The sequence below is a fragment of the Aliikangiella maris genome (assembly GCF_040719265.1).
Classification (GTDB): Bacteria; Pseudomonadota; Gammaproteobacteria; order Enterobacterales; family Kangiellaceae; genus Aliikangiella; species Aliikangiella maris.
The window spans coordinates 292,718-307,900 of record NZ_JBFDAH010000001.1 but is presented as its reverse complement, the minus strand read 5'-3'; the positions used below and the strand labels follow the sequence as shown (position 1 = coordinate 307,900).

At 39.9% G+C, this 15,183-nt stretch carries 14 protein-coding genes; 8 read left to right on the top strand and 6 right to left on the bottom strand.

Annotated elements, in window-relative coordinates:
* Window positions 1–47 precede the first annotated feature (47 nt).
* Complete coding sequence (locus ABVT42_RS01345; protein ID WP_353873297.1) at window positions 48–1,355, bottom strand: hypothetical protein; 1,308 nt, start codon at window positions 1,353–1,355, stop codon at window positions 48–50.
* 339 nt (window positions 1,356–1,694) lie between these two features.
* On the opposite strand from ABVT42_RS01345, the gene purB reads away from it, so the two are divergent.
* From purB to ABVT42_RS01330, 3 genes are all read left to right on the top strand, one after another.
* Window positions 1,695–3,059, top strand: a complete 1,365-nt coding sequence (purB, locus tag ABVT42_RS01340; protein WP_353873296.1) for an adenylosuccinate lyase — start codon at window positions 1,695–1,697, stop codon at window positions 3,057–3,059.
* Window positions 3,060–3,329: 270 nt separating this feature from the next.
* Window positions 3,330–4,466 carry a cupin domain-containing protein gene (locus ABVT42_RS01335; RefSeq protein WP_353873295.1) on the top strand — a complete coding sequence of 379 codons (1,137 nt, stop codon included), beginning with the start codon at window positions 3,330–3,332 and terminating at the stop codon, window positions 4,464–4,466.
* A 38-nt stretch (window positions 4,467–4,504) separates the two neighbouring features.
* Window positions 4,505–4,942, top strand: a complete 438-nt coding sequence (locus ABVT42_RS01330) for a GNAT family N-acetyltransferase (RefSeq protein WP_353873294.1) — start codon at window positions 4,505–4,507, stop codon at window positions 4,940–4,942.
* 20 nt (window positions 4,943–4,962) lie between these two features.
* On the opposite strand, the gene ABVT42_RS01325 is transcribed toward ABVT42_RS01330, so the two are convergent.
* Both ABVT42_RS01325 and ABVT42_RS01320 read right to left on the bottom strand, forming a co-directional pair.
* On the bottom strand, window positions 4,963–5,385 hold the full coding sequence (locus ABVT42_RS01325; RefSeq protein WP_353873293.1) for a hotdog fold thioesterase: 423 nt from the start codon (window positions 5,383–5,385) through the stop codon (window positions 4,963–4,965).
* 95 nt (window positions 5,386–5,480) lie between these two features.
* Complete coding sequence (locus ABVT42_RS01320; RefSeq protein WP_353873292.1) at window positions 5,481–5,987, bottom strand: TIGR00645 family protein; 507 nt, start codon at window positions 5,985–5,987, stop codon at window positions 5,481–5,483.
* 235 nt (window positions 5,988–6,222) lie between these two features.
* Between ABVT42_RS01320 and ABVT42_RS01315 the strand changes: the two genes are divergently transcribed.
* Together ABVT42_RS01315 and ABVT42_RS01310 are read left to right on the top strand one after the other, a co-directional pair.
* Window positions 6,223–6,717, top strand: a complete 495-nt coding sequence (locus tag ABVT42_RS01315) for a DUF7931 domain-containing protein (RefSeq protein ID WP_353873291.1) — start codon at window positions 6,223–6,225, stop codon at window positions 6,715–6,717.
* A gap of 144 nt (window positions 6,718–6,861) precedes the next feature.
* Window positions 6,862–8,214, top strand: a complete 1,353-nt coding sequence (locus ABVT42_RS01310; RefSeq protein ID WP_353873290.1) for an MATE family efflux transporter — start codon at window positions 6,862–6,864, stop codon at window positions 8,212–8,214.
* A 2-nt stretch (window positions 8,215–8,216) separates the two neighbouring features.
* On the opposite strand, the gene ABVT42_RS01305 is transcribed toward ABVT42_RS01310, so the two are convergent.
* On the bottom strand, window positions 8,217–9,584 hold the full coding sequence (locus ABVT42_RS01305; RefSeq protein WP_353873289.1) for a formimidoylglutamate deiminase: 1,368 nt from the start codon (window positions 9,582–9,584) through the stop codon (window positions 8,217–8,219).
* Between the two features lie 247 nt (window positions 9,585–9,831).
* Here ABVT42_RS01305 and hutI point away from each other — a divergent pair, with 247 nt between their 5' ends.
* Window positions 9,832–11,079 carry an imidazolonepropionase gene (hutI, locus tag ABVT42_RS01300; RefSeq protein ID WP_353873288.1) on the top strand — a complete coding sequence of 416 codons (1,248 nt, stop codon included), beginning with the start codon at window positions 9,832–9,834 and terminating at the stop codon, window positions 11,077–11,079.
* A gap of 53 nt (window positions 11,080–11,132) precedes the next feature.
* Here the strand turns inward: hutI and ABVT42_RS01295 are convergent, their stop codons facing one another.
* A complete protein-coding gene (locus ABVT42_RS01295) occupies window positions 11,133–11,522 on the bottom strand; it encodes a DUF2237 family protein (RefSeq protein WP_353873287.1) in 390 nt (129 codons plus the stop codon).
* Between the two features lie 94 nt (window positions 11,523–11,616).
* Window positions 11,617–12,741: a M14 family metallopeptidase gene (locus tag ABVT42_RS01290; protein WP_353873286.1), complete on the bottom strand. Its 1,125-nt coding sequence runs from the start codon at window positions 12,739–12,741 to the stop codon at window positions 11,617–11,619.
* 317 nt (window positions 12,742–13,058) lie between these two features.
* Here ABVT42_RS01290 and ABVT42_RS01285 point away from each other — a divergent pair, with 317 nt between their 5' ends.
* Both ABVT42_RS01285 and ABVT42_RS01280 read left to right on the top strand, forming a co-directional pair.
* Complete coding sequence (locus ABVT42_RS01285) at window positions 13,059–13,577, top strand: PH domain-containing protein (protein WP_353873285.1); 519 nt, start codon at window positions 13,059–13,061, stop codon at window positions 13,575–13,577.
* On the top strand, window positions 13,567–15,183 hold the full coding sequence (locus tag ABVT42_RS01280; RefSeq protein WP_353873284.1) for a PH domain-containing protein: 1,617 nt from the start codon (window positions 13,567–13,569) through the stop codon (window positions 15,181–15,183). The genes ABVT42_RS01285 and ABVT42_RS01280 overlap by 11 nt, the downstream gene beginning before the upstream one ends.

Sequence of the window (15,183 nt, the reverse complement as noted above, 5' to 3'; positions counted from 1 at the left end):
GCCCTAACTTTAGGGCTTTTTTTATTACTGAACCCAGACTTACAACATTAGTAACCATCAGAAAAAAGGACTAGCTGAACACCTTGAATTGACCAAGGAGCACTACCGCCAGTTGGCAGAGGCATTGGTTTATACTTTAAACTTCCATCTGTTTTTTTCGTATTATTCAATGAATTCACCATTAATCGTACAAACTTACTCGCTGCAACTTGTGTCTTCCAGCTACGGTATCCATCCGGCCATGCCAATGTATACTTTCTTGGGCGAGTACCACCAACCCCAGGGATAGTGCCAATATAATTAAATCGTCCATCCAACGAATGATATCCAGCTTCAACCATTAAAAAGTCTAAGCGCGAAATCACAGAAGTTGACACGCGACTGTTCCAGCATACCATGGGCACTCTGTCGGCGTAGCTGTTCAGCCAATGAGTTGCAAATGAAGCCAATAAACTCCAGCCACTATTCATTTTAGCCGTTGAATTTTCATTGGCAGATATCGCAGATTGCATGACTTCATAGACGTTCTGCCAGTTTACCTCACGTTGAGGAACGCCTGCTTGCAAAAAGATTTCATCAGCTGTTTTTACTGCCATTTGCTTATCTTCTTCGCTCCAGCCAATATTATTTTCAATACCTTGCGCAAGTACCTGTGCGCGGTACATTAATGCATCAGCAGTATGAGAAACCTGTATCAGGCCGTTTCTCGGCTTAGGCCAGAAAAAAGCAGTCAATCGATCGTGCCAACTGCTCACTGAATCCCCAACCGCCGCACGCTGATACATGGGGGTAAAGGGATCTTCTTCAATCCACGCAACGATGGCATCGGCAAAGGCAGCATCTGGCGCCGCTTTTGCAGGAATGACCGGCGGGTAAATATCTTCGCCAATTAAGTCAAGACCAGCATCATCTAACACTACCGGAGCTTGACTAGGCGTTTCAATATCAGCTTGTATCCTGGCTTCTGCATAGGCGGTATATAAATCTTGCTCTAAAAAGGTCAGTCTGTCCCAATAGTCTAGTGCCTGATCAGTTAACCGCACGTATCCTGACTCACCCAACGAATTAGTGGTTCGTTTAACCATATCGAGATTCATCAAAAAGAAAGCTTCGTCAACCTGCTCGCTATCACGAAACGACCAAGGAACCATGAGGCGATTGAGCACTTGAACGCTAAATCGTTTGCCAGTTTCAATTAATTCATGCAGTTTGGCATCACTATATTGAGCAGGCATTAAACCCACGCGCCAGTTTTCATGGTCAGCAAAACGTTTAAACCAAACTTTCCATGCGCCAACATAAAGTGCTCTTGGGATTTGGAAGTGTTGAGCATTAGGGAAAATTGTATTTTTCATTGTAGAATCCTTAGTAGCTCCTTAACGGGGAATCTTGAATATTAATATTTTCCAAATGATTTACAACGCAACAACCAAATCATTTGATTATATTGTGACCAGTATCAATTATTTTATAATCTCATAATAAATAATGAAACTTTCGGCCCTTAGATTAACTATAGTTCAGAATTCAACCTGATAAATTATTTATCCATGACAGCATTAGCAGCACTTTTACTTTCAATTGCGCGACTAAAACTATGGTTTATTGTTCAACATTGATAAAGTCAGGTAGAATGCGCGTTTTTCCAGTATTTAATTGATCAATAGAATCATCGCTTATTTTGAGGAATTATCATGGAATTATCGGCATTAACCGCGATTTCACCTGCTGATGGCCGTTATGGCAGTAAAACAACCGAGCTACGCAGTATTTTTAGCGAATATGGATTAATCAAATATCGGGTAACCGTTGAAGTTCGCTGGTTACAGGCATTAGCCAATAACGCTAAAATTATTGAAGTGCCAGAGTTTAGCGAACAAGCCAATCAGCGACTGGATGAAATCGTAGAAAACTTCAGTGAGCAAGATGCACAACGCGTAAAAGATATTGAGAAAACAACAAATCATGACGTTAAAGCCGTTGAATACTTTCTCAAAGAAAAAACTGCCGATATCGCAGAAATCAACCAGGTTAGTGAATTTATTCATTTTGCCTGTACTTCTGAAGATATCAATAATCTGTCCTATGCACTCATGCTCAAAGATGCAGCAATAGTTGTCTGTCAGTATCAAGAGCAAATTACCAATACCATTGCAGAGCTGGCAGAACAACATGCAACGATTCCAATGATGTCGCGTACACATGGCCAGCCAGCTTCTCCTACAACATTGGGTAAAGAAATGGCTAATGTTGTTGCCAGACTTCAACGCCAACAGGCACAGTTTGGTCGTGTCCAATTAATGGGAAAAATTAATGGTGCTGTTGGCAATTATAATGCCCACCTAAGTGCCTACCCAGATGTGGACTGGCCGGCATTTGCTCAAGCATTTATTGAAAACCTGGGTCTTACCTGGAACCCTTACACGACACAAATTGAACCCCATGATTATATTGCTGAATACTTTGATGTAATTACCCGTTACAACGTAATTTTACTCGATTTTGACCGCGATATTTGGGGTTATATTGCGTTAGGACATTTCAAACAAAAGACGGTTGCCGGAGAAATTGGCTCATCAACAATGCCACACAAAGTTAACCCTATCGATTTTGAAAACTCTGAGGGAAATCTGGGAATCGCTAATGCGCTATTCACCCATTTGGGCCAAAAATTACCTGTATCACGTTGGCAAAGAGATTTATCAGATTCGACTGCGCTACGTGCTTTAGGTATGGGCGTTGCACACTCATTGATTGCCTATCAGGCGACACTCAAAGGAATATCCAAGCTCGAGGTTAATGTACAATCGTTAGCCGAAGAACTCGACCAAAACTGGGAAGTTTTGGCAGAGCCAATTCAAACAGTGATGCGCCGTTATGGAATTGAAAAGCCCTACGAAAAGCTTAAAGAACTTACACGTGGTAAAAAGATTGATCAAGCAGGTATTCAAGCTTTCGTTGAACAACTTGAACTACCAGAGGCCGCAAAAGATTATCTGAAAGCACTGACACCAGCCACTTATATTGGTAATGCTATCGAGCAAGCCAAAAACGTTTAGTACAAGAACCAAATAAAAAGCAACACCACCAATTATTTGAGTGGCGTTGCTCTCCCATTTAAACACTCATCTCAAATAAAAATAATTGATCACCCCCAAATAACTACCCGAACGGTTTATGCCCAATTAAGCTTGAGATTCAATTTTTCTCTTAATAACAGTTTAATCCCAACGATTTAAATGTCACACTTGCCTTATGACTAAAGCGGTCATTTTGCTCCATATCGGTCAATGGCCTTTTGATTATCAACTATTAGTACCTATTTAATCATGCAGCTAAATCAATTTAATCCGGAAGCATTTCTTAGAAAGCACTGGCAAAAATCACCTTGTTTGCTGAGTAAAGCAATTTCAAATCCAACCAGCTTTATTTCTGCCGACGAGTTAGCCGGATTATCACTCGACGAAGAAGTAGAATCTCGTCTTATTTACCTTCAACAAAATCAATGGCATCTGGAACATGGGCCTTTTGAAGAATCGCTTTTCTCACGATTACCAGCAAACAATTGGACATTACTCATACAAACCGCTGATCACTGGCTCACTGAGGTTCAGCCTTTTTTACAAGGCTTTAACTTTATTCCTCGCTGGCGATTTGATGATTTGATGATTAGTTACGCAACAGATGGGGGCGGTGTTGGACCTCACTTTGATAACTACGATGTATTTATTGTACAAATCGAAGGAACCCGTCGCTGGCAAGTTGGTGCAAAGGGTGATACTGATGCGCGCAGTGAGTTAATCAATGGTTTACTTCATCTCGAAAGCTTTACCCCAATTATTGATACACTATTGGAACCTGGTGATATTTTATATATTCCACCTGATACCGCTCATTGGGGTCAATCGGTTGGTGAATCAATTAGTTACTCGGTTGGCTATAGAGCACCTCAAACCAAAGATATTATGGCGCTGTTGGCAAATCACTTTGACGCTGGCTCACAATGTCCTAATACACAAAATTTATTTTTTAGTGATCCCTACCGCGCTCACACCAATACGGCAAAAATTGAACCCGAACTTATCGAATGGGCCCAACAAGAATTAGCCAAAATTGCCAATAATAAATCACTTATCTGCCAATTACTTAGTCAACATTTAAGTCAAAGCAAACTTGATAAGTTTTTTGATACGACAAATTATTTAGCAACAGATATCCAGAAAGCACACACAATTCGGTTAAATCCCGAAGTCAATTATAACTGGGCCGAATTAGACGATAAGATTTTTATATCAATTGAAGGTGAGCAATTTGTATTTGAGACAACATTCCGAAAACCGCTTACGACTTTGTTATCAGGAAAGCCAGTTAATATTCACGAATTAAATAGTGAAAATATACGATTTGATTTTTATCAAAGTTTAGCTACGATATTAAATAAGGGGTATATTGAATTTGATGACTAATCAATTCAACACCTGTTTAAATTTTGGTTTAATGAGTAATGGAAACCGCAATAGCATTTAAATTTCAGCGAGTCAGTTGGCAAAGCGCAGCGAATGACATTATGGAAATTCGTAAAAAGGTATTTGTTATCGAACAACGATTTCCAAAAGAGGTCGTTTGCGATCAATTTGACAATAGTAGTTACCACCTATTGGTCACCGATGCAGAAGATACCCCCGTTGGATGTGGTCGCTTAATACCCAATGGCAGAGTAGGAAAAATTGCCGTATTAATCAATCATCGCGGTCATGGAGTCGGGACTCAGATATTAAACCACCTTATTAATATTGCCCAAGAAAATAATATTCAAAATCTAACCCTTAACGCCGAAACAGACCTTGTTCACTTTTATGATCAACAGCAATTTCATATCGATGGGCCAGTCTATATGAAAAAAGGCGTACCATTTCACCGAATGACTAAAAAACTGGCCTAATTAATTACCCAATAAACTGATTATTTTTGGTTTAATACCGCAATGGTCAAACGAGACAAACAAATTTTGTTATTCAGTTCATCTGTAATCAATATTTCCCAGACTTGAGTCGTTCGCCCCAAATGTGCAGGGCTTGCTTTGGCAAAAACTAAACCGGTAGAAATGCTTCGAAGATGATTGCCATTCACTTCCAGACCAACACAATATTGTGATTCATCGACTGCCAAATTGGCAGCAATACTTCCCACAGTCTCTGCAAGCGCAATCGACGCGCCGCCATGCAAAATGCCTCTTGGCTGATGCGTACGCCTATCGACCGGCATAGAAGCAATAATATAATCATCACCAATTTCGGTAATATCAATTCCAAGGTTTTCAACCATGGTATCTTTTCGGTAGGCTTGCAATGCTTCTATTGAAACAGGCTTCTTCCAGATTTTCATAGGTTTCTCACTTAATTAACCAGCTTGAGTTTGGTGGCAGATACTGTTAATAATCATCGGCTGATTTGCATATCAATTACAAATCTCTGACATAATTACTGATGGCTCTTATGATTAAACTTATCTACCCACGCCATTCCAAGTGACGATAAAACGAAAGTTAAATGAATAATGACATACCACATCAATTCATCACTTGAGGTGCCTTCTAGATTCATAAACTTTTGCAGTAAATGAATCGAAGAGATAGCAACAATAGAAGCCGCTACTTTTTGCTTAAGAGAGCCAGAGTCTAGTTTTCCTAACCAAGAGAGTTTTTCCATATTATCATCAATATCCAGCTGAGAAACGAAGTTTTCATATCCGGAAAACATTACCATCACTATCAACCCCCCAACCAAGGCCATATCAACTAATGACAAAATCAGTAATACCAAATCCTTTTCGGGTTTTTCAAAAATAATAGGAAATACATGAATAATTTCCTGAAAAAACTTAATTAACAGCATTAATAACGCCAAACTCAGCCCTAAATAGATTGGTGCTAATAACCAGCGTGTCGCATACATTAACGATTCGAATTTTTTTTCTAACCTTTTCATGCAAATTCCAGTAAATATCTTTTTGGCTACTGCCAAATATTGAAAACCAGTTTAATAATCACAAAATTTTAACGTATGCCAAAAGACTTGCCTAGCTCATTTAATCAAAACATGAGGGTGCTATAGTAAAAGTTTAATAATAAACCAATAGCCAATTACCCGGCTCGATACTTTACTTTACCTTTTGCTTATTTTATGTTTGCATAAAATGGTTAAAGTAGATCGATAGAATACGATGAATGACGAACAGACAGAGACAATTCATACAACTAGCGGACTGGGTGAGTTAAAGCCCAAGGTACTCGATTATTTTCTATTAGCCAGGCAAAAAATTCAGCTGTATACCGATAATTTAGATCCGCGAATTCTAAACGACTCTCAAATTGAAAGCGCTCTGCGGCAATTTATTCGACTTAGCCGAAACAGCCGACTAGAAATATTGATAAAAGATGAAAGGAATTTGCAAGGTATTGACCACGCTATCGTTAGACTTTCACAAAAATATACTTCTTTCATCGACTTAAGAGTGATACCAAAAGATTTTCATGATAACTATTTTTCATTTTATATAATCGATGGCAAACGTATGATCTATCGACCACAAGCAGATCGTTACGAAGCAGAGTATCGACAATTACCCGATGGTAAACTCAACCAGCGGAGTAAATATTTTAATGAAGTATGGCAGCAGTCAGCACAAGCCATTTATTTACGCGCGCTATGTTTATAATTGCTCGATATTATTGCTAACAGTCCAATAAAAAAATCATTTTCGTAGAGAAGCCCTTAAAATTAACGTATATTTCCGGTTTCGCTGTCTCGTCCTGAATAAAACTACGGACAAGTCAATTAGCATCCAATAACCGGAATTACTGTGCGTATATCAATCATTAATGAAGTTCGGCAGCTTTTGCCTATTGCAATTCCGGCCGTATTGGCGCAATTGGCACAAATGGCAATGGGCGTCATCGATACGGTAATGGCAGGTCAATACAGTAACCAGGCATTAGCGGCTATTGCTATTGGTGGCGGTTTGTTACATCCGGTTATGATATTTTTTGTTGGCTTGTTTTTAGCATTTAATCCTATTATTGCGCATCTTAAAGGCGCAAATGCTGACGATCAAATAGGCGCCAATTTTCGTTTGAGCCTGCTGCTTGGAATAATCATCTCTCCCATCGCTGTAACCATTTTACTCGAAAGTCGTGTGTTATTAGTTTGGTTAAACGTTGACCCGGACACCGCACTATTAGCCAGCGGTTATGTTAACGCGACAGCTTGGGGACTACCCTGCTTTTTATTGTTTCTGGCATTAAGATTCTGTAACGAAGGACTTTTCGCCACTGCGGCCATCATGACAGCAACGGTCGTATCAATACCCTTTAATATATTGCTCAACTATTGGTTTATGTATGGTGGTTTAGGCATTCAAGGCATGGGAGCTATTGGCGTCGGCTACGCGACCTCATTGGTTTGGTTGATCATGTTTATTGGCTTACTTGGTTATACGCTATTAAATCCTAAATACTCGACTCTAATGATTTTTAGACAGTGGTCTTTGCCTACGATGAAATCAACAGTTGAAGTTTTTAAACTAGGGTTTCCCATGGCGATTACCTTATTTTTTGAAGTCACTATGTTTGCTGCTGTATCATTAATGATTGCCCGTTATCCTACGCAATTTGTTGGCGCACACCAGATCGCCCTCAATATTGCATCCCTAGCTTTTATGATTCCTTTGGGCATGTCGCAAGCAATAACGGCTCGAGTAGGCTTTTTTAATGGTCGTGGCGATCCGCTAGCAGCAAAATTGGCCGGTTATACGGGAATCAGCGTTGCCGCCCTATTATCGGCATTTACTTCAACAACCATGATTATTTTGCCTAGCTTACTGGTTAGTTTTTACACTCAGGATAATGAAGTTTTATTAATTGCCGTTAATTTATTGTTTTTTGCCGCGGTGTTTCAGTTTTCTGACTGCTTGCAAGTGTCATCTGCGGGCGCACTCAGGGGAGTAAAAGATTCAAAAATCCCCATGTTAATCACCGCCGTATCTTACTGGCTGGTAGGATTTCCTTTTGGATATTATATGGCGGAACAAGCGGGCTTGGGAGTAAATGGGTATTGGATGGGACTGATAGCAGGCCTCAGCACCGCAGCTGTCCTATTGCTTTATCGCTGGGCCAGACTATCACGCAATTTAAGTAGATTACCAATTTCTAATTAGTGTTAATTGGCAAGACGCATCAATACTTGTTGATATCGTTCAATAATTTGAGCTTCTGCACGGTGCTTACCTTGCTCAACTTGCCACTGTCCCGCCACCATGACACTTTTAATCGGTAATTGCGCACAAGCAAAAATAGCCGCATCAAGTATCTGACTTTCTTTTTTAGCAAACAAACTGGGGTGAGATGGATCAATCACAATCAAGTCAGCACGTTTACCTACCGCAATTTCGCCGACATTCTGGTTAACTGTTGACGCGCCCTCTCGTGCAGCATGAGCAAACAAATTTTGGCCTATTGAAATACATTCATCAGATGCCAACACAGCTCTGCGCTGGTGAGTTAGTCGTTGACTGTATTCAAAAGTTCTCAACTCAGCCGCAATATTAACGGCTATGTGGGAATCAGATCCAATGGCAAAACGGCCACTTTGCTGTAAAAACGCTTCTGCTGGAAAAACACCGTCCCCTAAATTAGCCTCAGTGGTTGCACAAATTCCTGCGACAGCCTGGCTTTGTACCAGTTTTTCAACCTCTTGTGAGCTCAAGTGTGTCGCATGAACCAGACACCAGGATTGATCAACGGCCAAATGATCAAGTAACCAGTCAACCGGACGTTGTTGATAATAACTCAGGGAATCATTCACTTCTTGCATTTGTTCCGCAATATGAATGTGGATAGGTGCCTTGGAGTCCAGTTGACGAATATGCTGAGTAATTTGCATCAGTTGCTCGTGGCTAACGGCTCTTAACGAGTGTGGCGCAATACCAACTTGCTGAGTTGCTTGGGACTGGGTTGTTTTAAACAGCTTCTCAACCAGCTGACAATATTCATCTGTTTGATGAATAAAACGAGCCTGTGCAGGACTCGGTTTTTGCTCTCCAAATCCGGCGTAAGTGTACAGGACTGGCAACAAAGTGATTGCTATTCCGGTGGACTCCGCTGCGGCCAGCATCTGGTGTGACATTTCTGCAGAATTGGCATATCGTTTACCGTTAGGCTGATGATGCAAATAATGAAATTCGGCCACAGAAGTATATCCAGCTTTAAGCATCTCTAAATAAACAAACTCACCAACAGCTTTAACATCATCAGGCGTCATCTTGCTGACAAATCGATACATAATATCCCGCCAACTCCAAAAACTGTCAGAGGGATTTGCCCGGTATTCAGAAAAACCGGCAAATGCTCGTTGGAAGCCGTGCGAATGACAATTGACCATGCCGGGTAAAACCACGCCTTGTGCCAGAGTGGCATCATCTGACTTCCCTTGAGTGATAGATTGAATAATTCCCACTTGATCAATATCCAATGTCACATTATTTTGCCATTGGTTCCCAATAAGAATCGAATCAGCGTATAATTTCACATTAACACCCGGTAAGACTGAATTGAATTCAAATCATCAATAAATCATTGCTTGAACAAAGTCAGAAAACGAATAGTTTCACTTCAAAACCGGAAGCCACAATTAACAAGATAAAAGCTATAGGTTGCAATAATTTATAATCATTATATGAACGTTGAAGCTAGCCAAGATAACGACCCGTACAGCAAATAGCAAGTGTAAAATCATAAATAATTTTAATTAAACTTCGGTAATATCTGAGCAAATTATGAAAAATCAGTTTGAAATGGTAATCCATAATATCAACATTGCAACCATGGCAACGACAGATGACTATGGTGTTATTCATGATGCCGCAATCTGCATTAATCAAGGCAAAATAGAACGTATTATTAAACAAGTCAGTCAACAACCTGATATTACATTAGACATAGAAACGGCAATTGATGGACAAGGCGGTTGGATTACCCCTGGACTCATCGATTGCCATACCCATCTGATTTATGGTGGAAATCGCGCCAATGAATTTGAAATGCGCTTACAAGGTGCCACCTACCAAGAAATTGCCCAATCTGGGGGAGGTATTGTTGCAACCGTTAATGCAACCCGCTCATCCAGTGAAGATGAGCTATTTAAACTGGCGGCAAAACGCCTTAGCTATTTGATTGATGAAGGAGTTACCAGTATTGAAATTAAATCAGGATATGGTTTAGACCTTAAAACCGAACAAAAAATGCTTCAGGTAGCAAAGCATCTCGACCAATTTTCTCCAGTCAGCGTCAGTAAAACCTTTTTAGGTGCACACACAGTACCACCAGAATTTAAAGGACAGGATGATGCCTACATAGACTTAGTTTGTGAAACTATGATGCCCCATTTACATCAGTTAGGTTTGATCGATTGCGTCGATGCTTTTTGTGAAAATGTCGGATTTACAACGGCACAAACAGAACGTGTTTTTCAGGCTGCCAAGCAACTTGGATTACCCGTCAAACTGCACGCCGAACAGTTGTCAGACTTGGGCGGTTCAGCGCTTGCCAGCCAATACGATGCCTGGTCAGTAGATCATTTGGAGTATTTAAGTGAGCATGATATTCCTCTACTTAAAAATTCTGGTACCGTTGCTACTTTGCTCCCTGGTGCGTTTTATTTTTTAAATGAAAGTCAATTACCCCCGATAGATGGATTAAGAAAGCACAACGTGCCAATCGCTATTGCAACAGATTCAAACCCGGGAACATCTCCCTGTTTATCACTATTACTGATGATGAATATGGCGACCACTCTATTTAAATTGACACCTCACGAAGCCCTTGCTGGGGTAACTCGACATGCCGCTAAAGCACTAAGAATTGACGAGAAGGTTGGTATGGTCAAAGAAGGGATGCAAGCTGACTTAGTGTTATGGGATATCGAAACACCAGCCGAACTCAGTTATCGCATGGCAGGTAATCCTTGTCGGGCAGTAATCAAAAATGGCAAAGTGATTCTCAATAAACTACCAACTGAACAATAGCGTTGCTACACTTGTTCATCTCATTAGCGGCGATCTATTAAGCATGCCGATTTTTAATTCAAATCGGCAGCAAATTGCGATAACAATTTAAGCGGGATAATCTGCAATGCTTTTTTATGAGTACTTTGCAGAAAAACCCTCGGAGCCATACCAGCGTTATAAGCTTCTAACCATCGTGCGGCACAAAGACACCATTTGTCTCCCGGTTTTAAACCAGGAAATCCATACTCTAACACCGGTGTGCTCAAGTCGTTTCCACGAAACCTGGAATATTCTAAAAATGCCTGGGTTGCTTCTATACAAACAGTATGGGAGCCTAAATCTTGATCGCAAGTATTACAGCATCCGTCGCGAAAGAAACCGGTAACCGGATCGAAGTTACATGGAATTAATGGTTCATCGTAAACATTAAGCGATTCATCCATTTCATTTTGATTCATCATATTCTTACCAGTCGCATGGTGATTAGCCCCAAATTATACTGAAACCTGAGGTAATCACCAAATACCCTGTTTTGTATTAGCCTGTGAAATATTTTTATAATGCTTTTACGATATCAGCAATAGCATTAAGGCACGCTGCGCCTAAACGACTGCTTCGCTCAGCAGACCAGCCTTGGACTGGCTCAGGCGTTTCAACCGTGTCTTTAAATGGCATTTCCAAAATGATTGCTGGTGCTTGCAGATGCTGAACAATATAATTGGTACATATTGTTAAATCAGCAGTCCCTGGGCTGTCTTTCGGATAACCATGACTCGTTTGAAAGTCTGGACTGACAGCCAATAGTGATTGGCAAAACTGGTGATAATTTTGCGCATACTTTTCATTCCAGTCAGGAACCCCTTCAGCAGCAACCGCAAAATTATAAGGAAGAGCTTCATCGCCATGAACATCAAGACAAAAATCGACACCCAGTTTTTCCATTTGCTCACGCAGTAAATACACTTCTGGACTTTTCTCCATAGTTGGCGTTAACCATTCACGATTAAGATTAGCGCCAGCCGCATTAGTCCGTAAATGTCCACGATAACTGCCGTCTGGATTCATATTAGGTACCACGTAAAAAACCGCTTGGTTCAATACTGCGCGGGCAATCGGATCGGTTGCGTCAAGCAATCGCTGTAAAAACCCTTCCATCCACCAAGAAGCCATGGTTTCTCCTGGGTGTTGACGTGCATGGATCCATATTTTTTTCTTATGACTGGCTGGTTCACCAATAATCAACTGATCTAAGTCACGCCCGTCTAGCGTTTGGCCTAAAACATTAAGCGATACACGATGATCTTCTAAAGCCCAATTGACCAATTCTGCACATCTTTCAAGCGAATAAGGTGCAAAATAAGCATAATAAATCGAGTCACTTTCTGGTGTATGACTGATTTGCAATTGACCATTAACGTACTCAGTTGGAACCCGAAACCAATAATCCTGATCGTAAGACGCAACGGCTTGATAATCATGCCAGCCTTTTTCATAAGCAGAATCTTTGGCATTTAAAATCTTAAAACAACACTGAGTATCACGTGCGCCAGTGACTCGAAAATAAAACCACTGATAAAATTCACTCTGGTTATCTTTACGAATGTTAAGCTGAATATCCGCTGGGTGCTCGGAATTTATACAGTCAATATTCCCACCATCAAACTGACTATTAATTTGCATTGACAATCTTCCTAGATAAAATAAACAATTAGTCATAGATTATACCTGACCAGCATCGCAAGAAAAGTATCATTTGGTAAATTTGAGCCAAGCGCTAGAGTTTCAAGTGAATTCAATGACAGACCAGTAGAGTAATAACGGAGCAATAACAGAGAAGTAACCGACTAAATAACAAGACCAAAGCAGGCATACATTTGGGTTAAAAAGCGAGAAAACAGAAGCATAATATACGCCGGTATAAATACTATTTTCAGGTTGAAATATAAACACTCAATTAATCAATTAATTTCATTTAAGTAATATATAAAATTTAAGCCATGTCTCATTATCAAAACTCAAATATTAGTCCTGAACAATTACCAACGGTAAATAATGCAGCATTCATAGGGCTTGAAAAAGCTTACCTTAAAGTTGGTCTTATTTCTTTAGTCCTCAATTTTGGATTTTTAGCAGGTATTTTCTTGGTTATTTCTGTATCGGTTGAACAACTTCCTTTCGGACAAGCTATTTGGCTAGTATGGTTTACGCTACTCATCGTTTCAGTTATTTATCACCGAATAGCTTTTGCCAATAAAGGATATGCCATTAGAGAAAAAGACCTCCTGTACAAACAAGGACTCATTTGGCAACAAGTGACCGGAGTTTCATACAAGCGAATTCAACATGTTGGCATTTCACATGGGCCTATAGAACGAATGTTTGATCTGGCAAACATCAACATTTATACAGCAGGTGGTGCTGGGGTCGATCTTAAAATAGCAGGGTTAACACAAGCTCGCGCCGAGCAAATCAAAGAGTTTATCTTATCACAAACAGGCATTCATCATGAACAATAATGCCGAGGATGTATCTAATCAGCAATTAATCGAAGCTCAGTGGTATCGACTTTCACCGTTATCAATTTGTTTTTTTGTATTTAAATTTTCTCGCCAGTTATTTAAAGATGCACTCCCTGCCCTAGTCCCGCTATTTGCCGTAGTAGTTAGTGGCAATAGCAGTACATCCGTTTTATCTATTGCCGGAGCACTGCTGGTTATCTTAATTGGTCTCTTTGCCATTTTGCAGTACTGGTTTTTTAAGTATTCCATTCAAGGCGAACGTATACTGGTACACGAAGGTGTCTTAAAAAAATATCGCCACAATATTCACTGTGAACGAATACAGAATATTAATGTTTTACAGCCCTTTTATTTTAAATTTTTTAAGCTCGTCATTTTAAACCTGGATACCGCAGGTTCAGCTGCCAGCGAAATTAGTTTACCCGGCATAAATCAAATACGCGCCAACAATATTCAACGCATTGTTTTCAATAACAGCCAGTCGCTCAGGCAAAATATTCAAAATCATTTAGACGACATACCATCAACACCCCATACAAATAATGAAGTGCATGTCGAAATTACAGCGTTAAATGAAGGGGAAAACAGTCAGCAGGCAAATCCGCAATTATCGAATCGTCAACTTTTGGTAAAAACCCGATTAATTCATTTAGTTCAATATGGATTAACCAGTAATAATATATTTTGGTTTTTTGCAGCCATTACACCGTTACTTAACAGCATTGATGATTTACTCGAAAAGTATTTGGGAAAAGAAAATATCAACCAACTGGTTGGGCTATTAGGTGGTGGATACACAGGCGGAATATTACTAATTTCAATCACTATCCTGGGTATTGTCTTCGGCGCTATTTGCTTTTCTATTTTAGGGGCAATCATAAAGTATTACCAATACGAATTATCATTAAACACGCCGACGCTTAAGCGTAAGAGCGGCTTACTAACTCAACATGAAGAGTCGGTAAATCTCAGCAAATTTCAGGCAATAATTCGACAGTGCAATTGGGTCGGTGTGTTATTACAGCGTCAAAACCTCACGCTTAAGCAGGTCTCACTTTATTCAAGTAGAAAGTCAGCAGCACAACAGTTGTTTGTTGTACCTAGCTTGAATTTTTTGCAAGTGGATAAAATCAGCCATATTGTTTTTGACAACTTTTCATTTTCAGTAAAATTAACACCAGTGAGCCGCCGATATATTTTAAGTGCCTGGCTCAAATTAATGATACTCCCGCATATTATTTTAATTATTGTTTCTCTACGTGTTGAAGCAAGCTATATGCTTAACATCATTCCGGCCATTTTTTTGGGTTGTTTTTTGATCGCCTATGGTCGATGGCGAAAGGCCCAATATGCTATTAATGATGAATTTATTGTGGTACAAAGTGGATTACTCGGTTTTAGACAAATTGGATTTCCATTATTTAAAGTCCAGCATGTCACCATACAACAGTCAATTTTTCAAAAGCGTCATAATCTCGCTTCGGTTTTTATTCGATTGGCGTCAAATAAAATTGTCATACCATTTATTCCACTCAAAGTTGCCCAAGAATGTTATGATCGAATCAGTTTCCAGATTGAAACCACAACAAAGCGCTGGTTTTAA